Consider the following 26,784-nt stretch of genomic DNA (forward strand, 5'->3'; position numbering starts at 1 on the left):
TGAACACGGGCAGGTTGGCCGGGCTCGAACTCAGCGGACCGGTGGGCGTGATGGCTACCGACAGGCCCACGAGCCGCGTCACGGCCGGTCCTACTGTGAGCGTAGCCGACACCTCGTAGCGGGCGCCGCGGTCCTCGTTGGTAATGGCCGCGGTGGTGGTGTAAGCGATGTTCTTGGAGTTGGGAAAGTAGATGGTCGAAAAGCCCGAGTTGAGCGCGTTCTGAATGGCCTGCGTGTCGTCCACGCCGTCGCCAGGCACGGCCCCGAAATCGGCCACGCTCTTCCAGCTCGTGAGCGGATCGAGCGGCACCTCCGGCGTCTCGTTGATGGGCAGGTTCAGCGAAGCCGGCTGTGCAGGCGTCTGCAGCGAAGCCGTGGCCCCGGACACGTACTCGCGGATGCTGCTGCCGGCCACGGGCGTACCGAAAGCGCGCAGCGCCGCTGCGTAGCCGGTAGTGGTGATGTTGCGGGCGAAGAGGAAGCCGTCGGCCAGGTCAATGCCGTAGTTCGCCGCCGCGCCGCCGCGCAGCTCGCTGTCAATCAACGTGATGATGCCTTTGCTTTCGCCGCCGCTGGTCTGGCGCAGGGCCGGCGCCGTGTTTTCGCTGAGCAAGTGGCGGATGCAGAGCGTTTGCGCGTCGTTGAGGATGCCGGCTTGCAGTTGATTGCGCAGCGTAATATTCTCGAACGTGAGGCCGTACTGCAGCAGCCGGGTACGGATGCCCACGTTAAAGCCTTCGATGGTGACGTTTTTGACGAAAGCCGGGCCCGGAATCGGCGCCGCTATTTCCAGGCCGGCGCGGCCCGCGCGAGCCGGGTCGCCGCTCTTGATGAGCACGTTGCGCACGAACCCCTGGTTGCTGGCCAAGTAGTTGATGCCTACCGCGCCGGGGTTGCCAGCCCCGGTGTTAATAGTCAGGTTGGCAATGTTGGTCGAGAACAAGCTGTTGGTGAAGTTCTGCGTACCGCTGGCCGGCTCGAAGCACTTGAGCACCGGCAGGTTGGTGGCCGCCACGGCCAGGTTGTCGTCCAGCTTCAGAATGGTGCCCGTGCGGCTCTGCCCCTGGAAAGTAAGCGTACGGTGCAGAAACTGGTCGGCGGTGAACACGAGCCGGTTGCGGAGGCGGTAGGTGCCGTTGGGCAAATACACCGTCTTGCCCTTGAGGTAACCCCGCGCCGCGTTGATGGCCTGCTGAATGGCGGCCGTGGCGTCGGTGGCGCCAGTGTTGTCGGCGTTGTAGGGCGCCGCCGTCACGTCGATGATGCCCGCATCGGCGGGGCACACAATGTTTTCCGTGGGTGCGGCATCCTGGGCCACAGCGTGGTTGGCTGTTCCACCCAACAAGCTCATAATTAACGAGAAAGCGAATAAAGTTTTCTGCATGAGCAGTGTTGCAAAGGGAGAAAAAGTAACGGAGAGCGAGCTTCAGTTTGGCAATTGTGAGCGGTACTGCCGGCGAGTCTACTGGCCGGGGGCGGGCAGCGTTTGCGGCCACGGCTGCTGCGGCCACTGACCCAGGGACTTGACTTTGCGCGACACCTTGCGGCCGGCGCTTTGGGGCACCAGCAGCACCGTGAGCGCGCGCGTAGCACGGGCTGGTACTGCCACTTCAAAGCCTACCAGCGTAGTGCCGGGGTTGGGCGCATCGTAGTCGCGCGGCGGGTTGGTAGACCAGGTGCGCAGCCGGATACCGGCCGGCTCGGGCACCTCCAGGCGCAGGGTTTTGCCGTCTTTGATCAGCTCGGCCGTGGTGGCGTTGAGCAGCTTTACCGTGGCGCCGGTGAGCATGGCCCAGCGCACCGTCGCGGCTTGGTCGGCGGCCTGGATTTCGTCGCGCACCACCACGTAGCGCCCGTCCACGATGGCCGCGCCGCGCTGGGCGGCCGCCAGCGGGGGGTAAAGCTGGCGCAGGTCGGTGGTGGCACTTAGGAAAGCCGGCGCGGCGGAGTGGCCAGTGAGCGGCGCGTAACCCGCCGCGACTTGCAAGCCGTCGTTGACGGTGAGCGTACTGTGGGCCTGGTTGGTGTAGCGGAATACCTGCCAGCGCTGGCCGTCTTGGCTCGCGTCCCAAATCTTGACGCCCTTCGACTCCAACGACTCGTAGTCCTGGGCGCCGAAATCCGTGCTCCAGCGCACCCCGTCGGCATCGAGCACGAACGAGCCCACGTCCATGTGCCCGTGGCTGACTGCGGGCGAGCCGCACTTGAGCCCAAGGTAAATGGCGTTTGGATCCGTCCAGGACGTGCGCATCAGGGCCACCGGATTAGCGCCGCCGCCTACCCACTGCCGGCTGGTGGGGGGCGGCGGGTCCTGCCCGCCCAGGCGGCCGCTGGCCAGCAGCATGGTGGGCAGCAGGCGGTTCTTGACCATTTTAGCCGGTTCAGCGGCGCGCAGGCGCTTACGCTCCACAAACAGCAGCGACGGGTCCCGGAGCTTGTCGGCAAACCAAAACATGAGCGACTGCACCCCGCCCCCACCACCCGAGTCGGAGTAGTTGAAGGCTTGGCCGAAGGGCCCATCCATGTGCTGGAAGTAGCTGGCGGTTTTCAAAAAGCCCGGTTGCCGGGCCAAGCCGAAATCTTGCCCGAAAGCCTTGTCCAGGCCATTGAGGAGCAGCACGTTGAAACTGGTGCCGTAGTTCCAGTAGCCGTAGCCCTCGGGGTAGGCACCGTCGGGCCCGTAGGCGCGCATGGCGAGCGGTACGGTTTCGATGGCGCGGTTGATGAGCTGCCGGGCCAGCGCGGGCTGGTCTTCGTACACGGCCAGCGCCCCGAACGTCATGCCCGCGTTGCAGACCTGGTTCCAGTTGTTGGTGTTCTTCTGCCAGCCGTTGTTCTTAGCTTCGAGCGAGGGTTCCAGGCCTTTTTTGAGAATGGCCTCGCGGATGATGACGCGGGAGCTTACCGGCAGGTCCTGGTAGAGCCAGTCGTAGCCCAGGCCCACACCGGTGGTCATTTCGGCCACGTCAAGGAAGTGCGAAGGGTTCCAGTCGCTGAACGCGGCCACGGCCAGCAGTTCCTGCTCGGCCCGGCGGCGGTACTTTTCCTGCCGCGTCAGGCGCCAGGCGTAAGCCAGGTAGAACTCGCGCCGCAAACACTCCCGCGACACGTCCAGTAGCCGCTTGCCCACCTGCTTGCGCTCCAGCACCGGCGTGTCCACTAGCTTGTCGCACTCGGCCAGCAGCGCCTGGTGGACTTTCAGCAGGTCCGGGTCGGCCTCGATGGTTTCAAGCAAGCGCGGCTCTTCTCCTTGGAGCAATAGCAGCCGCGGGTGGCCGGGCACGGCGGTGGCCGGCGTAATAGGGCCGGTCGGCCCTGTCGGCTGCGCCAGCACCACCAACGGCGGGCAAAGCAGCAAAACCAGCAGGCGACTGAATAAAGAGAGCAAGGTCATGTAGTGGGAAATGGTTGGGCGGGGCGGAGAGCAGGAGAAAACGACTTTGGCATGGAAGCGGCCTTAGCGGCTGCCTACTGTGGGGTTGAGTGGGAGTTTCGGTTCGTCGAGCAGGCGCAGGGTGTAGCTGTAGCGGTACTGCGGCCCGGTGAGGCGAAACGCGTCGTGGGGCAGGGCACCCCAGCTGTTGTCGCCGCCCAGGCCGCGCTGCTTCAGGTCCACGTGCACGAACACCTGGCCGTGGTGGCGCTGAATGTCGTGGGGGTGCTGGCGCTTTTTGCTCAGGCCGGGGTCCAGGTCCTCGGTGCGGGTGCTCAGGGCGCTGAAACTCAGCGGCTGCCCGCTGCCCTCGATGCGCAGGCCCTGGCCGGCCCGGTTTTGCAGCGTCAGCCAGCGCACGTCGGTGCGGTAGCCGTGCTCCTGGGGGCGCATGTAGTTGGTGTACATGCCCGCCACCGAATCCCGGTAGATGCCCAAGAAAGCGGCCGAGTTGCGGTCATGATAGTTCTCAAACGGGCCGCGGCCGTAGTAGCGTACCTGGTTGTAGGGCCCGGCCAGCGCTAGCCGCATGCCAAAGCGGGGCAGCTCGGGCACTGGCTTGCCTTCCAGGTTCAGGGCCGCCGTGACGTGCAGGGCGCCGTCGGGCTGCACGAGGTAGGTCACGGTGTAGGGCGCCTGCACATCGGGAAGCAGGTACTCCAGCGTGACGGACAAGCCGGCGGCCGTGGCCTCGCCCACGGTGGCGCGCTGCAGCTTACGGTTGGCGTGGGCCGCGCGCCAGATGCCGAGTCGCTGCGGCGCGTCGTTGCCGAAGTCGTTATCGGTGGGGGCCCGCCAGAAGTACGGCTCCGGAAAGCCGGTGAGTACGGCCGGCTGCCCGCGCCGCTGGTAGCTTGTGAGCGCGCCCGCTTTCAGATCAAACGTGCCGCTCACCTCGCCGGCCATAAAGCTGAGCTGGTCGCCGGTACGTGTCGACTGCACGGCGGGAGCCGAGGCGGCAGCGGCGGTAGCCGGGGCCGCCGCGAAATACGAGCCGGTCGGCGTCAGCAGAAACTGCTCGCGGGCTACCTCGTGGCCGGCCGGCACGAGGTCGGTGGCGGTTTTGGTTTGCGCAAACACGGCCAGCGTGTATTCGGTGCCGGGCTCGGGGCGCAGGGCGGGCAGCGGCAGCTTCACTTCCCGCTGCTGGCCGGGCGCGGCCGTCACGTTGAACGCGCCTTCCTTGCTCACCACGCCGTTGCGGGCCAGCTGCCAGCGAAACCGGTAGCCACGCAAATCGAGAAAGCTGAAGCCGTTGGTGACGTTGACGCGGCCCGAGGCGGGCCGGGCGCTGGCGAAACGGATGTCCTGGTAGGCTTTCTTGACTTCGTAGAGGCCGGGGTGCGGCAGGCGGTCGGAGCCGAGCAGGCCATCGCCGGAGTTCTCGTCGTTGTGGCGGTCGTGGCCGCCCAAATCGCCGCCGTAGGCCCAGTAGGAGCGGCCGTAGGCGTCGGTTTGCTTCAAGCCCTGGTCTACCCAGTCCCACACGAAGCCGCCCTGCAGACGCGGGCTGCTGCGGATGATGTCCCAGTACTCCGGAAAGTTGCCGGTGCTGTTGCCCATGGCGTGGCCGTACTCGCACATGATAAAGGGCCGGCTGAGCTTAGAGTCGGCCGCGTGGGCCTTCATGCTGGCCATGCTCGGGTACATCGGGCAGATGATGTCGGTGTTCCAGTCCTCGTTGGCCTGCTCAAACTGCACCGGCCGGCTGGGGTCGCGCTGCTTGACGGCGCGGTACTGCTCGTGGAAGATGGGCCCGTTGCCGCACTCGTTGCCCAGGCTCCAGATAATGATGGACGGGTGGTTTTTGTCGGTTTCCACCAGGCGGCTGAGCCGGTCGCGGTGGGCCGGCTCCCAGCTCGGCAGGTAGGCCACGTGAGTGGTGGTGTCCACCTTGGCGTTCCACGAGGTCGAGCCCATCCCGTGGCTTTCGATGTTAGCTTCGTCCACCACGTAGAGGCCGTACTGGTCGCAGAGGGCGTACCAGGCCGGGTCGTTGGGGTAGTGGCAGGAGCGCACGGCATTCAGGTTGTGCTGCTTCATCAGCTCCAGGTCCCGCAGCATCAGCGCCCGGGTGGTCACGTGGCCGGTCCGCTCGTCATGCTCGTGGCGGTTCACGCCGTGCACCTCAATAGGCCGGCCGTTGACCAGCAGCTGAGCATTCTTGATTTCCACCTTGCGGAAGCCCACGCGGCTGCTGGTCGTGCCGCCGGGCAAGAGCCGGCCGTTGGCGTCGAGCAAAGAAATCAGGCAGGTGTAGAGGGCGGGCGTTTCGGCCGTCCAGCGGCGCACCGTGGGCACGCGCCCCCCGGTGAAGTGCACCGTTGGCTCGGCGCCGGTGCCGGGCAGCGGCTGTTGCTGGGTGAGCACGGTTTTGCCCGCGGCGTCGAGCAGCTGCAGGCGCACGGCAGCAGCGCGGGGCGCCGGGGCGCCGGGGCGGGCAAAGCGGCGTACCGTGACGTCGGCGCCGAGCAGGCCGGTTTGGTAGCCGGCGTCCAGGTCGGCGCGCACGAAAAAGTCCCAGACGGTTTCGGGTGGCAGCGCCTCCAGGTACACATCGCGCTCGATGCCCGAAATGCGCCAGAAGTCCTGGTCTTCGAGGTAGCTACCGTCGTGCCAGCGCACCACCTGCACGGCCAGCTGGTTCTGGCCTGGCTGGAGGTAGCGGGTCACGTCGAACTCGGCTGGCGACTTAGCTACCTTGCTCAGGCCCACGCGCTGGCCGTTCACGAACACGAACGCGCAACCCGTGATGGAGCCGAAGTGCAGCAGCACCTGCTGCCCGGCCCAGCTTTTGGGCACGGTGAACGTGCGCCGGTAGGTGCCCACCGGATTGTCCCGCTCGTCGATAAAGGGCGGGTTTTTCGGGAAGGGATAGATGATATTGGTGAAAATCGGGATGCCGAAGCCGTGCAGCTCCCAGTTGGCGGGCACCGGCAGGCTGGCCCACTTGGCATCATCGAAACCCGGCTGAAAGAAGTCGGTGGGCCGCTCGGCGGGGCGGGCGGCAAAGTGGAACTTCCAGGGGCCGTTCAGCGAGAGGTAGCGGGCGGAGTTGGCCACCGGGCGCGTGGGGTCGAGGCGCTGGGCGTCGCCAAGCTGGTCGAACACCTGAAACGTAGCGCGGGGCGGCAACTGGTTCTGGTTGACCAGCTTTTCGTCCTGCCACTCGGCCGGCATCGGCGCTTGAGCCTGGGCCGCGAAGCTGGCTGCCAGCAGCCCGATGAGCAGAATAGGGTGGGAATAAGACATGGGGTAGGGCAGGGGAAGCGCGGCCGGCCGTTGCTATTCGGCAAACGGCCTGCGGCAGAGCGGGCAAGTAATCGGCGGAAGCGCTCCGGCCCATCCCGCGTCCGGGTGTGGCCCAGGGTGGCTCGTTCTGGCGTGCAGCCGACAAGCGGGAACCCAACCGGCGGAGGTGGCGAAGCAAACACTCGGGATGAAATTTGAAATGTTCAATTTCATGTTTCTCCCAAGTGCATGCTTCCCCAATGTTCCCATAACCAATATAAAGATGAAATAACCATTTAGTAAAGGCATGTGGCTAAAATATTACCGGCAACGCTTGCGGCAACGCTTGCAGCGAAATTTCCACGACTTGAAATGTCACAAATACTTTGGCTGAAGGTCGGCCAGCGCTTTTGGTCCGTTAATCGCCCCAAGTGACTCTACAGTTCTTATCCTGTTTTGCCTAACAGGTGGGGCGCCAACGCTGGGTAATGCCGTCCGCCGCGCCGCAGTCTTGGTCGGCTACACTGCATGTAGGCGCAGCGCGCCTTGCAGGCGAATATCCCGCGCCGCGAAGCGCAGCTCATCAGCACGTTGAGCTGCCCGGAGGACCCAAGCACCTACTGCGGGCGCGCCTCGTCGTGGTGTGGGCAGCTAGTGGTCAGTGGTTAGTGATGGTTACTATCAGCCAATTGCTGTTTGTCCAGTGTCTCACTACTTATGACCTGTTACCTATACCTATAAAGCAACTTCTACAGCCGAAACTGCTGGCTCCGGCTTTGGCCCGCCTCGGGGCCGCCGGGTAGGGCAAAGCGCACCCGACTGAGCTTGGCGCCAGGCACCCGCTCGGCGCCCGGGCCGCGCAGGCGCGCCGACACCTCTACCGTCACGTCAAGAGCTTCGTTGCGCGGGTTGGCCGCCGTGAGGGTAAGCTGGCGGCCCTGGCGGTGCACCAGCAGCAGGCAGGGCTGGTCGACCGAAATGCTAAACCCGTCGGGCAAAGCCAGCTGTCCGGTTTCGTAGAACGCCAGGGCCGTGAGGTTTTGGGCTTGGTGATGCACGGCTTGCAGCGCGGGCGTGTTGCGCAGCACCCGCACTAGCGGCCGGGCTGCGTAGGCCGCAGCTTGGGCCGCCGTTACGCCGGGCAGCACGGCGTACTGGTAGGAGGCGTCGCGGGGCCGGCGGCCGTGGTCGAGCCAGAGGCTGACCACGTTGCGGGTGATGGGCTCGGCGCTGTACTGGTCGTTGATGCTTTTCCACGAGCCGGTTTGGGCAGCATTGCGCAGGGTCACCTGGCCGGGCTGCGCAGGAAAAACGTAGGCCACGTTGTCGTGGTAAGCCCAGTTGGTTTCGGTGGCCGGCAGTTGGTGGTCAACCGTCGGCTGCGCAGCCGTGGGCGGGGCCAGCAGCTGCGCCGCTCGGCCGCTGCCAAACCTTACCGGGCTCGTTTGCAGGCATTGGTTTACATTCGTGTACACCGGCTGGCGGCTGCTGGCCGTGATGCCCACGCCCAGGCAAAAAATGCCTTCGTCGAAGAGAAACCAGCTTTTGCGCGCCGTCAGGCTGTCTTGCCGGCAGTCGAAGGCCGCCAGGCCGCAGCGGCCGTCGGACACGCCGCCCACGAAGGCCGTGCTGCCGTAGCGGTACTCGCCGGGTGCGGGCAAGGGCGGCGGCACGGGCGCGTACGGGCAGGTCACGCCGGGCAGCCGGCTCCAATCCCAGACAGGAAAGATGTCGCGGTACTCGTCGCCGCGCCGGTAGAGAAAATTAGTGCCCTGGGGCAGGTAAAAGCCTTTGATGTTTTCGCGGTTGAAGTTCTCCAGGCCGGCCGTGCGCGTCGACCACAGGCGCACCGAGCTCGAAAAAGCAGCCTGCTGGTGGGCCATGTAGTCGGCGCGCCAAAAGTGGCGGTTGCCACGACGCGGCGCCGGGCCGGCGCCGCGGATGTGGGCGGCCAAGGCCTCGAACTCACGCTGCCGGGGCGTGCGCAGGGCCGCCATTCGGTCGCAGGCGGCGGCCAACTGCAGGGCTTTGCTGCTCACGCCGTGCCGGGAGATTTCGCGGCCCTGGGTGCTGTAGTCGAACACTTCGCCGCGCACCATCCACTGGTCGGCGTCGAGTACCAGGCGCGAAAACAGCTCCACGGCCGGCGCCGCAAACGCGTAAGCCGTGCCCTGGCTCACGCTGATCCAGCCCGACACGTCGCGTACGAAGCCCAGGCCATAGCCGCCGGCGTAAAGCTGGGCCCGGTGCTGCCGAAAGCTCAAATCGGGCTGAATTCCCTCGTCGGCGGTGGTGATGGTGATCGTGCTCTGAATGGCCTGAAAACCCAGCCGCAAATAGGCTGAGTTGTTTTCCAGGCAACCTTTGTAAATGGCCGCCGTGGAGGCCCACACCAAGTTCTGGCCGGTGCACACGTCGCTCAGGCCGCAGCCGCCGCCGTTGGCTTCGAGCAGGGCGCTGCCGGCCTGTACCTGCTCGGCGCTCAGAGCCGGGCGCATGAGCAGCAGGGCCTCGCCCAATTGAATCTGCTCGCCCAGCCGCCCGTACCACCAGTTGCCGGAGTAGATTTCCTTGTCGTGGCGCACCCAGTAGTCCAGGGCGCGGCCATAGCTGGCGCGCAGGGCGGTTGGGTCAGCGGCTGCTTGGTTGGGCGCAGCGGCGGCCACGGCCACGGCCCGCATCCGCAGCACGTGCTGCAAGGGTTTCCAGTCGGCGTGGCTGTGGTCGGCGTAGTCGATGTCGGGCCAGCTGCCGTCGGGGCGCTGCGTGCCCAGCCAGGTGTCGAGGTTGGGGGCCGGCGCCTCGCGCAGCATTTTATCGCGCAGGCGCTGCGCTATCAGCTCAGCGTCGGTGGCGCCTTGCGCCGGCAAGCCGAGCAGCACCAGCCAGCACGCGACCAGCCACGTCCACCGCGGGCAGGCCCACTGGCGGCGCGGCCGGGCACATGGGGCAGAAGCAGGCCAGTGGTAAAGCGAAAGACTCATCGGAACGGGCATGGAAAAATCTGAGCGGCCGAGCGGGTTGGTCGCCGGGGCGTCGTCGGGAAAGCAAGCGGTGAGAAGGCGCGAGGCAAACGGTTACCGCACCACCGACACTTCCACGGGCGAGGCCAGCCGGCGGGCTTCGGCGCTCAGGAAGGCTTCCCACTCGGCCACCGACTTGAAACGGCCGGCTTTGGTCCAGCCGTAGCCAGCGTAGTAAGTCACGTGCGCGGCGGGCCTGAGCTGGGCGAAAACGTGGCTTTGGTCTTTGCGGGCGGTGCGGTAGGTCCAGGTTTTCTGCAACTGCCCGGGCGCCACCAGCACGGCCGTGCCCAGCTCTGAGTCGTCGATGGGCTCCCAGTGCCGTACCCAGCCCTCGGCCGGGCGGCTGGCTACGCTGCCTTTTTTCTCGTGCAGGGTAATGCCCACCGTAAGCGGGGGCGCGGGGCCACGGGCCGTCGTCACGAATACGTCGTAGCGGCTCAGCTGCTGGCCCGCGTCGAGGGTGATGCGCTTGCGCTCGGTGAGTTGCTGGCCGGTGGCGGCCCAGGGCGCGTAAGTCAGCTCGAACACGGTGCGGATGGGCCCGGTGGCCAGGGTTTTGTAGCCGACAAAATTCTTGCTCACGGCCAGCGTGGAGTCCCGCTCGTGCCACACGCCCAAGCCGCCGCAGCCGCGGCTGTCGCCCACGTGGTAGGGGTCGTAGCCTTCGCCGTGGTCCTGGTGGTAAAAGCCCGGCTCCTGCACGTGGCCGGCGTACCACTTGTCGATAACGGGGAAGCTGACGCGCTTGAGCCAGCAGTCCATGCCGCTGGTCAGGGTGCCGTCTTTGCTGCCAGCCTCGGTGAGCTGCTGCGCCTTGGGGCCGTAGGTGCGGAAGGCCACCACGTCGTTTTCCCAGGCGTAATCGTCGATGCGCTCGGGCACCAGGCGCGAAAAGGCTTTGACGGGCGCCGCGGCCGGCGCCGGGCCAGCCGAGGTGGTTTCGATCAGCAAGCGCCGCCGCTCCTTGGCTCCGAGGCTGAGTTGACAGAGCAGCTGGTCGGGCGTCTGGTCGCCGTCTTCATCGAGCAGCTGCGTGACGAGCAGCTGCCCGCTGGTCTGGTCGCGCACTCGCAGGCGCTCGGGCGCGGCCGTCAGCTGTAGCCGGCGCAGGTCCAGCTCCACGGTGGTGGCGGGCCGGGCTTCGCCGAGGCGGTTGAGCACCTGCACGGTGAGCACCTGCACGGTGAGCACCGGTTTGGGCGAGCTTGGTAGCAAGCCCAGCAGCAGCCAGCAGGGAAACAAAGTCGAAATCATGCGTTGTCTGGGTCAGGCTTAAAGGCTCGGCTGGGCTTGTCGAAGTTGCTTGGCCGCTGCGGCAGGTACCTTCCCACGAGCACCCGGCGCAAGCGGCGGCAAGGCTTTGGCAAGCCCAGCCGGGCCCGGAATATTTTGGCGAAATTCTCGTCGAAGCTAGATAGTCTTGCCGGCGCGGCGCTTGTCGTAGCGCAGCAGGCCTTCGAGGTAGTAGTAGTCGGCGTACACCAGGGGCACGTCCACTTCGGTGTTTTCGGGGATGTGGCCCACGCCGTGCCGGAGCACGAAGTGGTTGTTCTGGCCCACCGCCGCCCGGTAGGTCGGTGTCGAGAGGGTTTGCAGCATTTTCTCCGCCGCCCGGAAGTACCGTTGCTGGCCCGCTTTGCTGTACTGGCTCAGCTCCAGCAGGCCCGAGGCGGCAATGGCGCCCGCCGAAGCGTCGCGCAGGGCCTTGGGAATGTCCGGGGCGTTGAAGTCCCAGTAGGGAATCTGGTCGGCGGGCAGGTTGGGGTGCTTCAGGTAGAAGTCGGCAATGCGCTCGGCCTGTTGCAGGTACTTGGCGTCCTTGGTTTCGCGGTACATCACCGTGTAGCCGTACAGCCCCCAGGCCTGCCCCCGCGCCCACGCCGACGAATCCGAATAGCCCTGGGCGGTTTTCTTGCGGGCCACAGTGCCATCAGGGTTGTAGCAGACCACATGGTAGGAGCTGAAGTCGGGCCGGAAGTGGTGCTTGAGGGTGTTGTCGGCGTGGGTGACGGCAATGGTGCGGTAGCGCGCGTCGCCGGTGGCGCGGCTGGCCCAGAACAGCATTTCCAGGTTCATCATGTTGTCGATGATGACCGGGTATTTGTAGCCTTTGTGCTCGTCCCAACTCTTGATCAGGCCCACTTTCGGGTCGAAGCGCGAAGCCAGCGACTTGGCGCCCTGCACGAGCACGGCCTTGTACGCCGGGTTTTTGGTGAGCCGGTAGCCGTTGCCGTAGGAGCAGTAGAGCATGAAGCCCAAATCGTGGGTTTCGGTGTTGAACTGCTCCTGCTCCAGCGCGGCGGTCCACTTTTCAGCCAGCCGGCGGTAGGTTGGGTTTTTCGAGTGCTCGTACAGATACCACAAGCTGCCGGGAAAGAAGCCGCTGGTCCACCAGGCCGGCTCCCGGTCCTTGAGCGTGCCATCGGGCTTCACCGTAAAGGGCTGCCGCTTGGTGTCGGGGCGCGCTTTGTCGGCCAGCTGTAGCTGCTGGCCGGCCAGCTTCAGGGCAGCGGGCACGTCGATGACGGCCGGCGCAGGCGCCCCGGCTGCGGCTAGGGTAAGGGCAAGAACAGAAGCGGCCGTGCGCAGCTTAAAAGCAAGCATGAGTAGCGGGGTAGGGAAAGAATTCGGGTTTATTGCTCCTGGGCCAGGCCGCCCAGCGGGCCGTCGTACTGGTAGCGAAACCAGTCGAAGAGGGCCGTGCCGGCCGCGGCTCTTTCGTTGTAGGAAAACAGGCCCGGCCGCACGCCCTTCCAAAAGTTCACCGGCTCGAACACGCACGGCCCGCCCAGCACCCGGAAGGTCTGGCCGTCGAGGCTGTACTGCAGGGTGGTGGCTTGGTCGAGGTCGGCGGCGATGCGCAGCCACACGGCCGGCGCCGTTACGGCCGGCCCGGCGGTGGCTTGCCCATCGTGGCTGGCAAAAACGGCCACCGCACCCCCGGTCTTCACCACGCCGATTTCGTAGTTTTTCTTGCCCAGCAGGCACAAGCCCGCCCGCTGTCCGTCGGCCAGCTCGCCCAGGTCCAGCTTGGTGGTGATGACGCCGCGCCGGCCCATGAGCTTCTGCGTAGCAGTGTTGCGCGCCTGCTGCAGGCTGCCGGCTTTCAGGGCCAGAATGGCCAGGAACCCGGGTTTGCGGCGCAGCGACCAGTTGGCGGCCACCGGGTTGTGGTTCCATTGCCACTGCAGGCCCAGGGCGGAAGCCGTAAACTCGTCCGAGGTTTGCGGGGCGGCCACCGGGTAGCTTTTGGCCGCTTTGCTGGCTTTGCCCACGTTCGGCTTAACCCCGCCCGCCACCGGTTCGCCGATGCCGTTGCCATCCTGGTCCTGGCCCATCAGCGGCCAGTCGTCCTGCCAACGCACGGGCTGCAGGTGCGCCACCCGCCCGATGGGCCCGGCATCCTGGAAGTGGATAAACCACGACTCGCCCGAGTCCAGGTCCACTAGCCCGCCCTGGTGCGGGCCGTTGACGGCAGTTTTGCCCTGCTCCAGCACGATTTTACGCTCGTACGGGCCGTAGATGTTCCGGCTGCGCAGCACCGTTTGCCAGCCCGTGGCCACGCCGCCCTCCGGAATAACGAGGTAGTAGAAGCTGTGGCGCTTGTAGATTTTGGTGCCCTCGGCCACTGGGCCGGTGTACACCGTGGTGCCCTCGTCGAGCAGCCGGGTACCGTCAGGGCTCATTTTGTGCAGCATGATGGGGCCGGCGCCGAGTACGCTGTGGCCCAGGTAGGCCTGGCCGTCCTCGTCCCAGAACGGGCAGGGGTCTTCCCAGCGCCGCACGCTCTTCACCACCCGCAGCGGGGCCCAGGGACCTTCAGGCTTGGTAGCGGTGCTCATCAGCACGCCCTCGTCGGGAGTGCAGAAGTACACCCAGAACTTGCCGGCGTGGTAGCGCAGGGCCGGGGCCCAGGAGCCGCGCCCGTAGCGCCGCATGGCGTTGTAGGACGTGTCCGCGTCGATGCGGTTGTACACCTGCCCCACGATGGTCCAGTTCACCAAATCCGGCGACTTGAGCACTGGCATGCCCATGAAGTGAAAGTCGGAGCACACCATGTAGAAATCCGCGCCCACCCGAATTACGTCGGGGTCGGAGTAGTCGGCGTTCAGGATGGGGTTGCGGTACGTACCGTTGCCCTGGTCGCCCCAGGTGGCCTGGGGTGCCGCCTGGCCGGTAGCGGCTGGCCGGGCGGCACCGGCCGCGGGCGACTGGGCCCAGGCGCGGCCCCCCGGCCCGGCTTCTCCGGTCAGTATCAGCAGAAGAGCAGCTAAAATCCGGCGCCAAGACCAGCAGAATAGGTTCGTCATGAGGGAGGAGATACAACTGGCCGGCGCCGACGGGCCGTCAACGGCAGGGGCAGGAAACGAGCGGATGACCCCGCGCTCCACGGCAGAAGCCGGCCAAAGCAGCTGCGGCCGGCCTCGGGGCGCCGGGCAGTTTATTCGTAGCCGGGGTTCTGGGTCAGGTTGGGGTTGAGCAGCCGCTCGCGCTGCGGAACCGGGAACAGCCGCCGCTCGGGCTCGGCCTGGATGGCATTGTTGGCGGCATCGATGGCGATGTACCTGGTCTTGAAGGCTTGCATCGTGCTCACATCCTTGCCCCAGCGAATCAGGTCGTGCCAGCGGTGTCCCTCGAAGCACAGCTCGACGCGGCGCTCCTGCTCGATGGCCAGCTGCGTAGCGGCGGCGCTTAAAGTCGTGGCCAGGACCGGCAGCCTGGCCCGCGTTCGGATCTGGTTCACTAGCCCCAGGGCCTGGGCGGTTTTGCCATTATTGTTCAGGGCCTCGGCGTACATGAGCAGCACGTCGGCGTAGCGGATGACGGGCCAGTCGTTGTCGCCCTCGTTGAGCTGGGTGATGTTGTAAATAAACTTGCGGGCCCAGTAATAGGTGTTGTTGACGTTGGTGCCGTTCTGGAACGCGCCCAGGAAGACGGCCTTGCGCGCGTCGTTGGCTTCAAAGGCGTCGTTGAGGTCCTTGGTGCCCACACAGGTGCTGCCGCCATTGACGCTCACAATGCTGGTGCCGGAAGTCTGGGGGGCGAAGTTGTGCACAAAGGAGTTACCCTCGCCGGTGCCAGTGCTGATGTACTGCACGGCAAACACTATCTCCGCGTTGTTGTCCTTGCCTAGCCCGAACACGTTGCTCACTTCGGGCAGCAGCTGGTAGGGGGCGCCCGTCACGACCTGCGCCAGTTTGGTTTCTGCCTTGTTCCAGAGCTTCTGCTGCAGATAAGCCTTGCCCAGCAAAGCTCGCGCCGCGCCCTTCGTGGCCCGGCCCACGTTGGGGCCGGTGTACGAAACGGGCAGCACGTTCTCGGCTTCCAGCAAATCCTGCTCGATCTGGGCGTAAATGTCGGCCTCCGGGGTGCGGGTATAGGTGTAGGCCTGCTGCTCGGTCGTCAGCTCTTCGAGCACCAGCGGCACGCCCCCGAAGAAGCGCACCAGGTTGAAGTACATCAGCGCCCGCAGAAACTTGGCCTCGGCGATGTACTGGGCCTTGGTATCGGCGCTGGCGAAGGGCACGGCCTCGATGCGGGCCAGGATGATGTTGGCGCTGGCGATGGTGCGGTAGGAGTCCGTCCAGCCGTTGGAGATGTTGGTGTTGTTCACCATCCAGCTCAGCTTATCAAACTGGCCCCAGGCCGCTTCGCTCTCGCCGAACGTGCGGGCGTTGTCGGAGGGCAGCTCGGTGAAGGCGTAGTAGGTGTTGTAGATGCCGCGCAGGTTGCCGTAAGTGCCGGTGAGGGCGCCGTGCAGGTCGGCCTCGGTTTGGTAGAAGCCGGGCACCGGAATCACGTCCTGAGGGGTCAGCTCCACAAAATCATCGCAGCTGGCCGCGCCGAGCAGCAAGCCGGCCGCCAGCAGGGTGCGAACTAAAATAGGGTAGCGTTTCATGGGAGGGAGAGGCAGAGGGTTAGAAGCCGATAGCAAGGCCGGCGGTATAAGTGCGCGAGGCAGGGTAAGTGCCCTGGTCGAGGCCGGGCCGGGTCAGCGAGCCGGGGTCGGTGTTGGTTTCGGGGTTGTAGCCAGGGTAGTCGGTGATGGTGAGCAGGTTCTGGCCGGTCACGTACACGCGCACGGTTTGCATCTTGATGGTCGATAGCACGCTTTTGGGCAGGGTGTAGCCCAGGGTCAGGTTGCGCACGCGCAGAAACGAGCCGTTGAAGAGCAGGCGGTCGGTGAGGTTGTTGCTGGGCGTGATGCCGCCGGCGCCGGCGCGGGGGTAGCGCGTCTCCTTGTCGGGGTCGGCCGGGTCCCACATGTTCTGGTAGAAGTCGTGGGTCGTGTTGTTGAGGTTGTTGTTCCAGAACTGCCGGGCATTGCCCTGGATGACGTTGACGCCCTGCACGCCCTGCACAATCAGGCCTAGGTCGAAGCCGCGGAACTGCACTGTCTGCGAGAGGCCGTAGATGAAGTCGGGCACGCCCTTGCCTACCTTGGTGCGGTCCAGCTCGTTGATGTTGCCGTCGCCGTTCTGGTCCTTGATAATCCAGTTGCCCACCAAGTCGCCGGCGTAGGTGCGGGTACCCTCGCTCTTATAGCGGGCCAGCTCCTCGGCGTCGTTGAACACGCCCAGCACCTCGAAGCCGTACATATTGCCCAGCGGCTCGCCCACGCGCACCTGGTACACGTTGTTCCAGCCGAAGACGCCGGGCTCGGCCACCAAAGCATCGACGCCGCCCAGACTCAGCACCTTCGAGCGGTTGCCCGAGATGTTGCCGTTGATGGCCCACTGCACCTCCCCGAATTTCAGGTTGACGCCGGCGGCCAGCTCCAGGCCGCGGTTGCGCAGTCCGCCGATGTTGGTGCGGTAGCGCGTGGCGTACCCAATGATGCCGGGCAGCTCGCGGTTGAGCAGCATGCCCGTGGTTTCGCGGTCGTAGAAATCCAGGCTCAGCGTGTATTTGTCGTCGAAGAAGCCAAAATCGGCGCCGGCGTCAAACTGCTTGTTTTTCTCCCAGGTCAGGTCGGCGTTGGGGAAGCCGTTCTGGCTGTAGCCGAACGTACGCACGCCGCCGAAGCTGTAGTTGCGGTTCACCACGCTGTTGAGGTAGTTGAACGAGCCGATGTTGGCGTTGCCGGTAAAACCGTAGCTGGCGCGCAGCTTGAACTCGTTCACTACGGGCCGGAAGCTTTCCCAGAAGCTTTCCTCGCTCAGGCGCCAGCCCACCGAGGCCGAGGGGAAGTTCGCGTACTTGTTGTTGGGCCCGAAGCGCGAAGAGGCATCGGTGCGGAAGGCGGCCGAGAGCAGGTACTTCTTGCGGAAGTCGTAGGTCAGGCGCCCACCGAACGAGAGGAAGGCGTTTTGGTCGTAGTCCAGCTCGCCGGTGCGGTCGGGCGAGGCCAGGGGGTTGTCGAGCAGGTCGGTGCTGAACGTGCCCGCCCGGCCGGCCGTGGCCGTGGCGTTGGCCCGGAATTTTTGCAGCGAAAACAAGCCTAGCAGGTTGAAGCTGTGCTCGCCTAGTTGCTTGGAGTAGGTGCCGGTGTTTTCCCACAGATAATCGACCTGCTGGCGCTGCGACTCCCGCGAGAAAATGGAGGGAATGACCGGCGTCGAGAGGTTGGCCCGCGGGGCGGCTTCCGTAGCCAGCGTGGCCGGAATGTAGGCCGTCTGGTTGTCGATGTTGAGCGTGGCGCCGCCCGAAGTGCGCAGCACCAGGCCTTCGAGGGGCGCCCACTCTAAGTAGGAGTTGCCAAACACCCGGTAGCTGGTGGTGCGGTTTTGGTTCAACTCCACCACGGCCAGCGGATTGAACACGTTGGCATTGAAGAAGGTACTGCCATTGGCGTTCAGCTGGCTGTTGAAGGGCTGGCCGTAGTCGCCGTTGGGCAGGCGCACCGGAATGGTGGGCGACTGAATCAGGGCCAGCTGGGCGGCGTTGGGCACGCCGCGGGTGCCGCCGTTTTCGCTCGCGTTCGAACCATTAAACTGCCCGGCCGCCGCCTGCCGGTTCTGCTCGGCGTAGGTCGGGGCCAGCGAAATCCCGATTTTCAGCTTCGGGCTGAGGTTGGCATCGAGGTTGAAACGCACGTTGTAGCGGTTGTAGTCCGAGCCGCGCAGAATGCCGTCCTGCTTGAAGTAGCCACCCGATACGGCAAAGCGGGCCTTGTCGGTGCCGCCGGTGGCTGAAATCTGGTAGTTGCTGATGACGGCCGAGCGGTAGATAGCGTCCTGCCAGTCGGTGTCGGGCAAGCTGCCGGGGTCGGTGCTGAAGATATCGAGCAGCGGAAACGGCGTGTTCGGGGGCGTGGTCGGGCCGGTGTAGGCGCGGGCCCGCTGCTGGTAGCTCAAGTTGTCGAGGTACTCGTCGCGGCCCAACACGTCCAGCTTCTTGGAAAGCTGCTGCACGCCGGTGTAGGCCGAGATGTCGAAGCGCGTCACGCCGGCCTTGCCGCGCTTGGTGGTCACAATCACCACGCCGTTGGCGGCCCGCGAGCCGTAGATGGCCGTCGAGGCCGCATCCTTGAGCACCGAAATCGATTCGATGTCGGTCGGGTTTATCAGGTTGAACTGGGCCGGGTCCTGCAAGGGGTAGCCATCCACCACGAACAGCGGGTCGCTGGAAGTGCCCAGCGACGAGCCCCCCCGAATGGTGATGGTGGGCGGCGCGCCCGGCGTACCGCCCCGCTCACTCTGCACCTGTACGCCGGGAGCCAATGCGGCCAGGCTTTCGCCGGGCGTGCCCACGGGCTGCCGGCCGATGGTGGCCCCGTCAATCTGGCTGACTGCTGCCGACAACGTCTTGGCCGACTGCTCGCCGTAGGCAATCACGACCACCTCGTTCATCACCTGGCTGTCGGGCTTGAGAACCACGTTCACCGCGCTTTGCCCGTTGACTGCCAGTTCCTGCGTCAGGTAGCCCACAAACGACACTACCAGCGTTGCATTGTCGGGCACGGTGAGGGTGAAGCTGCCATCGGGTGCCGTTTGGGTGCCGTTAGTGGTGCCCTTTACTATTACGTTCACGCCCGGCATACCCTCGCCTTTTTCGTCGGTAATGCGCCCGCTTACTTTTACGTCGGGCTGTGCCTTAGGGCGCAGGAGGGGAGGAGCGCCGGCGTGGGGGGCAGCGTGCACGGCCAGCGAAAGGCCGCAGAGCAAAGCAGGCAGCACCAGCCACCGCGGCGGGAGTAAAGAATGTGTCATGGGCGTGTGGGAATTAAGGAGGAGGTAATAGACGGCGAAGCAAGCAGAGCAGTGAGGCTTCGTGAGCCAAGGCCCGGCAAGCCTTGATGAAGCGGCAGCGGAGGGCTAGAGTTGGAAAGCCGGTAGTTTGCGCAGGGCCTCGTAGCGCAACAGGGCTTCGAGGTAGTAGTAATCGGCGTAGACCAGCGGCACGTCAATCTCCGAGCCCAGGGACTTGGCGCCCACGCTGTGCTTGAGCAGGAAGTTGTTGTTCTCGCCTAGCTTAGCTCTGTAAGCCGGACTGGCCAGGCTTTGCAGCATCTGCACGGCGGCGCGGTAGTAAGGCTTGCCGGCCGCCCCAGAGTAAGTGCACAGCTCCAGCAGCGCCGAAGCCGTAATGGCACCGGCCGAGGCGTCGCGCTCTTCCTTTGGAATGCCGGGCGCGTTGAAGTCCCAATAAGGAATTTTGTCGGCGGGCAGATTGGGATGGCTCAGGTAGAAGTCCGCAATGCGCCGGGCTTGCGTCAAGTATTTGGGGTCTTTGGTTTCGCGGTACATCACCGTGTAGCCGTACAGCCCCCAGGCCTGCCCCCGCGCCCAGGCCGACTCGTCGGCGTGCCCCTGGTGGGTTTTGCGCTTAAGCACCTTGCCGCCCTTGTCGTAGCACACCACATGGTAGGAGCTGGCATTGGGCCGGAAGTGGTTTTTGAGCGTGCTGTCGGCGTGCGCCACGCAGATGTTATAAAGTCGCTTGTCGCCCGATTCTTTGGCTGCCCAGAACAGGAGCTCCAGGTTCATCATATTGTCGATGATGACCGGGTATTTGTAGCCTTTGTGCTCGTCCCAGCTCTTAATCACCCCGTACTCGGGGTTGAAGCGCGTGGCCAGGGAATTGGCTCCAGTCAGTAGTACCGCCTTATAGTCCGGGTTTTTGGTGAGCCGGTAGCCATTGCCGAAGGGGCAGTACAGCATGAAGCCCAGATCGTGGGTGCTGGTGTTGGTTTGCTCTTTGGCTACGGCCGTGGTCCAGCGTTCTGCCGCGGTTTTCCATTTCGGGTCTTTAGTGCGCTCGTACAAATACCACAGCGAGCCGCCGAAAAAGCCGCTGCACCACCACGAAGAAGGCATGTCGCGCAGCGAGCCGTCGGGGTTGCTGGAGTGCGGTATCCGCTTGGTGTCCGGATGCGCCTGGAGCATGCGCTCGTACTGCTGGGCGGCAAAGACAAACTCTTTGCTTACGTTGAGGGGGGTCTGGGCCAGCGCCGCAGAGGCCAGCAGCAACAGCTGCAACAGGAAGCCCGCTTTTTTGAGCATGTAGGTGAAAATGGAATGGGTGGGGATTCCTGGGCTGAAAGCCAAGGCAGAAGGAAGAGCAGGGGAATAGCCGCAATTACAGAGTGGACCTTGGTAGCTTTTATTTGCAAAGTACAAAAAAGAGCTAAGATCAAGAGGGCCTGTTATGGCAGCAGAGGCAGGAAAAGAAGGCTGTATCAGCTTTACGTTTTCGTTACCAGGTCTCAAAATGTCGTGTGAATCGTGCCTTTAGGCAAGTTTTTAGATGAAAAATTTTCGTTCACACAGAAAATAATTGCCGCAAGCGTTGCCGCAAACGCTTGCGGCAAAGAAATTAAACGCTTTGTTGTGTCCTGATAATTTATAATTGCTTATTTATGTAACAGGCCGGCAACGTTGCCGCCGGGTCCGTTCCTTAAATCCCGGTCCCCGGCCGCGAGCCTCGACTGTTCTTGCCAACGTACATTTCGCTTACTACCAACTACCATGAGAAACACGCCGGTCACGCTCAAGGTCATCGCGCAGGCCTTGAACATCTCGCTCTCAACGGCCTCGCGCGCACTGCGGGGTATGCCCGAGGTGCACCCCGACACGCGCGCGGCCGTGCAGCGGCTGGCCACCGAGCTCGACTACCAGCCCAACCAACTGGCCAAGAACTTGGCCCACTCGCGCACCCGGACCATCGGCGTGATCATGCCCAACCTCAGCTACCATTTCTTTTCCTCCATGCTCAACAGCATCGAGGAAGCGGCCATGCAGGCCGGCTACAGCGTGCTCGTCTGCCAAAGCAACGAGTCGCACCTGCGCGAGATTATCCACATCCAGAACCTGCTGCGCAGCCAGGTGGAGGGCTTTCTCATCTCGCTCTCGCGCGACACCAACAACTACGAGCACATCGAGCGCCTCACCCGCAAGGGCTTTCCGCTGGTGCTCTTCGACCGCTACGCCGAGGGGATTCAGGCTTCAAAAGTAGTCGTGGACAATCACGAAGCGGCTTTTACGGCCGCGGAGCATTTGATTGAGAACGGCTGCCAGCGGATCGGTTTTCTGGCGGGCCCGCCCAGTCTGCTCATCAGCAACCAGCGCCTGGCCGGCTACCGCGCCGCCCTGGCCAAGCACGGCATGAGCGCAAACGAGGAATACATCTTTCACTGCGACTACACGCAGGAAAACGCCATTGCCCAAACCCTCATGCTCATGAGCCTGCCGCTGCCCCCCGACGGCTTGCTGGCCGTCAGCGACCGGATTGCGTTTCCGGCCATGTATGCCCTCAAGCAAAAAGGCGTGCGCATTCCCGAGGACGTAGCCATTGCCAGCTTCAACAACGAGCCCTTTGCCGCCTTGCAGACGCCACCGCTGACCAGCGTAAGCCAGCCCATTCAGGAAATGGGCGTGGAAACCGTGCGGCTGCTGCTCAAGCAGCTGAATGCGGGTGACGAGCAAACCCCACCGGAAACCAAAGTGCTCGACACGCAGCTGGTGGTCCGGAAATCGTCCTTGCGAAAACTACTCGTCTGACGCAGCGGGCGGGCCCCAACGAGTGGAGTTTCGTTTGCCAGGCGGTTTTGCGGGGCAAGCCGAAGAGCTATGTAATTGAACTATGGCAAGGCTATGGATAGCCTTGGAAAGCCGGCTGTCCTGACAAGCCAGCAACTCGCATTGCCATTCTCTCAGAAATGCCGAGCGCATAGCTCCGAATAGCTATTTTTTTGCTGACCGAACTCCGCAAGCGTTTGCGGCAACGCTTGCGGCAATAAAACCGGCAGTATGTTTTTTTTAATCCGCGAAAGGTTCTAACCTTGACGAAGAAGCACCGCCAACTGGCTCCGCGCCACCGGCTGGGATGCTCAAATCACCCACCACTTCAAATTGGAAATGAGCAGTTCCTCGCTGTTTAGCTTGGCTGGCAAGCGCGCCTTGGTGACCGGCTGCAACAAGGGTATCGGCCAAGCTATGGCCCTGGGCTTGGCCGAAGCCGGCGCCGACATCATCGGCGTGTCGGCCTCGTTGGCACTGAGTGGCAGCGAGACCGAGCAGCAGGTGCGGGCCCTGGGCCGGGAGTTTCACGCCTACCAGGCCGATTTCGGCCAGCGCGAGCAAGTTGACGCGTTTCTGGCGCGGGTGCAGCAGGATTTTCCGCGCCTCGACATCCTGATCAACAACGCCGGCACCATCCGGCGCCAGCCCGCCGCCGAGCATTCCGATGAATACTGGGACGAGGTGCTGCGCATCAACCTCGACGCGCCCTTCCGTCTGGCCCGCGCCATTGGGGGCCGCATGTTGCAGCAGGGCTCCGGCAAAATCATCTTCACGGCCTCGCTGCTCTCGTTTCAGGGCGGCGTTACGGTACCGGGCTACGCGGCCAGCAAGGGCGCCATCGGCTCGCTGGTCAAGGCCCTGGCCAACGAGTGGGCCGGCCGCGGGGTGAACGTCAACGCCATTGCGCCGGGCTACATCGCCACCGACAATACCGAAGCCCTGCGCAACGATCCGGACCGCGCCACCAGCATTCTGGCCCGCATCCCGGCCGGCCGCTGGGGCCACCCCGCCGACTTCAAAGGCCCCACGGTCTTCCTCGCCTCCGCCGCTGCCGACTACGTGCACGGCACCATCCTCACCGTCGATGGCGGCTGGATGGGACGTTGATTTCAATTTACAATGAGCAATTACGAATGAGCAATACGACTCACTACCAATTGCTCATTGCTCATTCGTAATTGCTCATTGAATATGCAACAACGATACGCCGGCAGCCCGCGCGAAGTGGCTGCCTCCAGCACCGCCGAGCTGCGGGAAAGCTTCCTCATTGAAACCCTGTTTGTGCCCGGCCGCGTGGAGCTGGTGTATTCCCACTACGACCGCCTGATTGTGGGCGGGGCCATGCCCGAGGCCGAGCCGCTGGCGCTGACCTGCCCCGACGAGCTGCGGGCCGAGTACTGCCTGGAGCGGCGGGAGCTGGGCGTGCTCAACGTGGGCGGCGCCGGCCAGGTAACAGTGGACGGCACCGCCCACGAGCTGGGTCCGCAGGATTGCCTGTACGTAGGCAAAGAATCCCGCGACGTGCACTTCCGCAGCCACGACTCGGCCCGGCCAGCCAAGTTCTACCTGCTCTCGGCCCCGGCCCACCGGGTGCTGCCCACCACGCGCCGCACCCGGGCCGAGGCCACGCCGGTGGAAATGGGCGCGCTGGAAACCGCCAACCGGCGCACCATCTACAAGTACATCTACGACGAAGGCATCGAGAGCTGCCAGCTGGTCATGGGCCTGACGCAGCTGCACGCCGGCTCGGTGTGGAACACCATGCCCACCCACACCCACGACCGCCGGGCCGAGGCCTACCTGTATTTCAACCTGCCCGCCGACCAGCGGGTGCTGCACCTCATGGGCGAGCCGCAGCACACCCGCCCGCTGTGGGTGAGCAATGAGCAGGCGGTGCTTTCGCCGCCCTGGTCTATCCACTCGGGCTGCGGCACCAGCGCCTACGCCTTCATCTGGGGCATGGCCGGCGAAAACCGCGAGTACACCGACATGGACCCCGTGAGCATTCACGAGCTGGCTTAACTCTTCTGCCGGCCACCGCAGCCGCGGTAGCCGAACTGACCCCATGAAGCACGTAGTAACCTTCGGCGAAATCATGCTGCGGCTCAGCCCCCCGCCGCACCAGCGCCTGACGCAAGCCCGCTCGTTGGATGCCACCTATGGCGGCGGCGAAGCCAACGTGGCGGCTTCGCTGGCCGTGCTGGGCGTGCCCGCCGCGCACGTTACCTGCCTTCCCGATAATCAGCTGGGCCACGCCGCCGCCCAGCAGTTCCGCGCCCTGGGTGTGGACCTGCGCCACGCCGTCTTCACCCCGAACGCGCGCCTGGGCGTGTATTTTCTGGAAGTCGGCGCCGCGCTGCGGGCCAGCGCCATCGTCTACGACCGGTTCGACTCCGCCTTTGCCCGGCTCGACCCGGCGGCCTTCGACTGGGACAACATTCTAGAAGGGGCGCAGTGGCTGCACTGGACCGGCATTACGGCCGCGGTTTCGGCGCCGGCGGCTCAGGCTGCCCGCGAAGCTATTGCCGCCGCGCGCCGCCTGGGCCTCACCGTGTCGGCCGACGTGAACTACCGCCGCAACCTCTGGCAGTACGGGCAGCGCGCCCAGGACGTGATGCCCGGCCTGGTGGAAGGCTGCGACGTAGTGGTCTGCTCCGAGGGCGACGCCGCGGATTTGTTCGGCATCGCGCCCGACGAAGGCGCCGGCAACCGCTTCGCTTCCATGGCGGAAAAGCTCATGCGGCGCTTCCCGCGGATCAGGCAGGTGCTGGCCACCGAGCGCCAAACCCGAAGCGCCTCGTACGAGCGCATCAAGGGTCTGCTCGCGGAAGCCAGCGGCCACTACCAGGAAACCGATTACTACGACATCACGCCCGTGGTGGACCGCATTGGCGGCGGCGACGCCTTCCTGGCGGGCTTCATTTACGGGGTGGTGCACGGCCGCAGCGCGGCCGGGGCCTTGGCGTTTGCCACGGCGGCTTCGGCGCTCAAACACACCATTCCCGGCGACGTGAACCTGGCCACCGCCGCCGAGGTGGACCACATTGTGCAGGGCAACACTTCCGGGCGGCTGCTCCGCTAACTTTTTCTGGTTATGGCTCGATTTACTCGCTTGGAGGCCGTAGCGCAGCTGCTGCGCACCCCGCTCGTACCGGTGTTTTATCACGCCGAAGCTGCTTACGCCACCCGCGTGCTGCGGGCCTGCTACGCCGGCGGCATCCGGGTGTTTGAGTTTACCAACCGCGGCCCGCAGGCCCCGACCGTCTTCGCCGAGCTGCAGCGTCTGGTGGAAGCGGAGTTTCCCGATCTGCTGCTGGGCGCCGGTACCATTTACACCGCCGCCGAAGCCGAGCAGTTCATCGCCGCCGGTGCCGACTTTATCGTGCAGCCCGTCATCGGCGCCGAGGTAGCCGCCGTGTGCCGGCGCCACGACCTGGCCTGGCTGCCCGGCGCCCTCACGCCCAACGAAGTGTACCAGGCCACCCAGCTCGGGGCCGACGTGGTGAAAATCTTTCCCGCCAGCGCCGTGGGGCCCGATTACGTGCAGGCTTTGCGCGGCCCGCTGCCGGCCGTAAAGCTCATGGTGACGGGCGGTATTGCCCCCGAGCCCGAAGCCCTGGCGGCCTGGTTTCGGGCCGGCGCGAGCTGCGTGGGCATCGGCTCCCAGCTCTTCGCCGCCGCCGACGCGGCCGCGCTGGCCGCCCAGGTAGCCGCCCTGCTGGCGGGGGTACCACACCTCAACCCTTCAAGCCCATGAAAAGTCCCGTTGGCCGCTACCGCTGGACCGTGGTGGCACTGCTGTTCTTTGCCACCAGCATCAACTACCTCGACCGGCAGGTTATCGGCCTGCTCAAGCCGGCGCTCGAAACCGAGTTCCGCTGGACCGAAACCGACTACGGCCACATCGTCATGGCTTTTTCGGCGGCTTACGCGGTGGGCTTGCTCTTGTTCGGCCGGCTGATTGACCGCATCGGCACCAAGCGGGGCTTTATCCTCTCTATCATTGCCTGGAGCGGGGCGGCGGTGGCCCACGCCCTGGCCACGAGCACAGCGGGCTTCGCGCTGGCGCGGGCCGCGCTGGGACTGGGAGAGGCGGGCAACTTCCCGGCCGCCATCAAGACGGTGGCCGAGTGGTTTCCGAAGCGGGAACGGGCCCTGGCCACCGGTCTTTTCAACTCCGGCGCCAACATCGGGGCCGTGGTGGCGCCCGTCATGGTGCCCTGGATTCTGGGCGCCTACGGCTGGCAGGAGGCTTTCGTCATCACCGGGGCCATTGGTTTCGGGTGGCTGGCGGCTTGGTGGTTTTTCTACGAAGTGCCGGCGCGCCAGCCCAAGCTCAGCGCCGACGAGTACGCCTACATCCATTCCGATAACGAACCCGAGCCCACCGACGGCGACCAGGAGGGCCCGCCCGTAACCTGGGGCCAACTGCTGCGCGTGCGCCAAACCTGGGCCTTCGTCTTCGGCAAGCTACTGACTGACCCCATCTGGTGGTTTTTCCTGTTCTGGCTGCCCTCGTATTTTTCCGCCACCTTCCAGCTCGACCTGAAAAAGCCGAGCCTGCCGCTGGTCATCGTGTACTCCATGACCACCATTGGCAGCATCGGCGGCGGCTACTTGTCGTCGTACCTGATCAAGCGCGGCTGGAGCGTGTACCAGGCCCGGAAAATGGCCATGCTGCTGTTTGCCGTGCTGGTGGTGCCCATCGTGCTGGCCCGCTACGCGACGAGCATCTGGCCGGCCGTGGCCCTGATTTCGCTGGCCGCCGCCGCGCACCAAGCCTGGAGTGCCAATATCTTCACCACCGCTTCCGACATGTTTCCCAAGCGCGCCGTGTCGTCGGTGGTGGGGCTGGGCGGCATGGCCGGCTCGGTGGGCGGCATTCTGTTTCCGCTGCTGGTGGGCTGGCTGCTTGATAGCTACAAAGCGGCCGGCAACGTGCAGGGCGGCTACAACATTATCTTTCTGCTCTGCGGCTCGGCTTACCTGCTGGCCTGGGGGCTGATGCACCTGTTCGCCCCGCGCATGACGCCGGTGCAGCTCAGCCCACCCGCCGCCCGTTCCGTGGTGGCCCACTGAGCCGCCACCGCAACCCGGCCCCGACGCAACGCCCGCTTCCTCGATGTCAATA

At 64.8% G+C, this 26,784-nt stretch carries 16 protein-coding genes; 6 read left to right on the plus strand and 10 right to left on the minus strand.

Annotated elements, in window-relative coordinates:
* The 10 genes from ACYSMN_RS22780 to ACYSMN_RS22825 form a co-directional block, all read right to left on the minus strand.
* The coding region (locus ACYSMN_RS22780) for a glycosyl hydrolase family 28-related protein (protein ID WP_488926228.1) at positions 1-1,384 on the minus strand (1,384 nt) is incomplete at its 3' end.
* Between the two features lie 78 nt (positions 1,385-1,462).
* Complete coding sequence (locus tag ACYSMN_RS22785) at positions 1,463-3,394, minus strand: heparinase II/III domain-containing protein (protein WP_488926229.1); 1,932 nt, start codon at positions 3,392-3,394, stop codon at positions 1,463-1,465.
* A 63-nt stretch (positions 3,395-3,457) separates the two neighbouring features.
* A complete protein-coding gene (locus ACYSMN_RS22790; RefSeq protein ID WP_488926230.1) occupies positions 3,458-6,685 on the minus strand; it encodes a glycoside hydrolase family 2 TIM barrel-domain containing protein in 3,228 nt (1,075 codons plus the stop codon).
* Between the two features lie 728 nt (positions 6,686-7,413).
* Positions 7,414-9,648, minus strand: a complete 2,235-nt coding sequence (locus tag ACYSMN_RS22795) for a polysaccharide lyase family 8 super-sandwich domain-containing protein (RefSeq protein WP_488926231.1) — start codon at positions 9,646-9,648, stop codon at positions 7,414-7,416.
* A 93-nt stretch (positions 9,649-9,741) separates the two neighbouring features.
* Positions 9,742-10,944, minus strand: coding sequence for a BT3233 family polysaccharide utilization protein (locus ACYSMN_RS22800; RefSeq protein WP_488926232.1), 1,203 nt, complete (start codon positions 10,942-10,944; stop codon positions 9,742-9,744).
* A 156-nt stretch (positions 10,945-11,100) separates the two neighbouring features.
* Positions 11,101-12,294, minus strand: coding sequence for a glycoside hydrolase family 88 protein (locus tag ACYSMN_RS22805; RefSeq protein WP_488926233.1), 1,194 nt, complete (start codon positions 12,292-12,294; stop codon positions 11,101-11,103).
* A gap of 29 nt (positions 12,295-12,323) precedes the next feature.
* Positions 12,324-14,000 carry a glycoside hydrolase family 43 protein gene (locus ACYSMN_RS22810; protein WP_488926234.1) on the minus strand — a complete coding sequence of 559 codons (1,677 nt, stop codon included), beginning with the start codon at positions 13,998-14,000 and terminating at the stop codon, positions 12,324-12,326.
* A 131-nt stretch (positions 14,001-14,131) separates the two neighbouring features.
* Positions 14,132-15,589 carry a RagB/SusD family nutrient uptake outer membrane protein gene (locus ACYSMN_RS22815; protein WP_488926235.1) on the minus strand — a complete coding sequence of 486 codons (1,458 nt, stop codon included), beginning with the start codon at positions 15,587-15,589 and terminating at the stop codon, positions 14,132-14,134.
* 19 nt (positions 15,590-15,608) lie between these two features.
* Positions 15,609-18,842: a SusC/RagA family TonB-linked outer membrane protein gene (locus tag ACYSMN_RS22820; RefSeq protein WP_488926236.1), complete on the minus strand. Its 3,234-nt coding sequence runs from the start codon at positions 18,840-18,842 to the stop codon at positions 15,609-15,611.
* A 105-nt stretch (positions 18,843-18,947) separates the two neighbouring features.
* Positions 18,948-20,135, minus strand: a complete 1,188-nt coding sequence (locus tag ACYSMN_RS22825) for a glycoside hydrolase family 88 protein (protein WP_488926237.1) — start codon at positions 20,133-20,135, stop codon at positions 18,948-18,950.
* A 465-nt stretch (positions 20,136-20,600) separates the two neighbouring features.
* On the opposite strand from ACYSMN_RS22825, the gene ACYSMN_RS22830 reads away from it, so the two are divergent.
* The 6 genes from ACYSMN_RS22830 (at position 20,601) to ACYSMN_RS22855 (ending at position 26,732) form a co-directional block, all read left to right on the plus strand.
* Positions 20,601-21,632, plus strand: a complete 1,032-nt coding sequence (locus tag ACYSMN_RS22830; RefSeq protein ID WP_488926238.1) for a LacI family DNA-binding transcriptional regulator — start codon at positions 20,601-20,603, stop codon at positions 21,630-21,632.
* Between the two features lie 357 nt (positions 21,633-21,989).
* Positions 21,990-22,760: a 2-dehydro-3-deoxy-D-gluconate 5-dehydrogenase KduD gene (gene kduD, locus ACYSMN_RS22835; protein WP_488926239.1), complete on the plus strand. Its 771-nt coding sequence runs from the start codon at positions 21,990-21,992 to the stop codon at positions 22,758-22,760.
* Positions 22,761-22,844: 84 nt separating this feature from the next.
* A complete protein-coding gene (kduI, locus tag ACYSMN_RS22840; RefSeq protein WP_488926240.1) occupies positions 22,845-23,675 on the plus strand; it encodes a 5-dehydro-4-deoxy-D-glucuronate isomerase in 831 nt (276 codons plus the stop codon).
* Positions 23,676-23,718: 43 nt separating this feature from the next.
* Positions 23,719-24,735 carry a PfkB family carbohydrate kinase gene (locus tag ACYSMN_RS22845; RefSeq protein WP_488926241.1) on the plus strand — a complete coding sequence of 339 codons (1,017 nt, stop codon included), beginning with the start codon at positions 23,719-23,721 and terminating at the stop codon, positions 24,733-24,735.
* 12 nt (positions 24,736-24,747) lie between these two features.
* Positions 24,748-25,410, plus strand: coding sequence for a beta/alpha barrel domain-containing protein (locus tag ACYSMN_RS22850; protein WP_488926242.1), 663 nt, complete (start codon positions 24,748-24,750; stop codon positions 25,408-25,410).
* Positions 25,407-26,732: an MFS transporter gene (locus tag ACYSMN_RS22855; protein ID WP_488926243.1), complete on the plus strand. Its 1,326-nt coding sequence runs from the start codon at positions 25,407-25,409 to the stop codon at positions 26,730-26,732. Before ACYSMN_RS22850 ends, ACYSMN_RS22855 begins: the two co-directional genes overlap by 4 nt.
* Positions 26,733-26,784: the final 52 nt, after the last annotated feature.

The sequence above is a fragment of the Hymenobacter sp. M1-2 genome, from assembly GCF_057808495.1.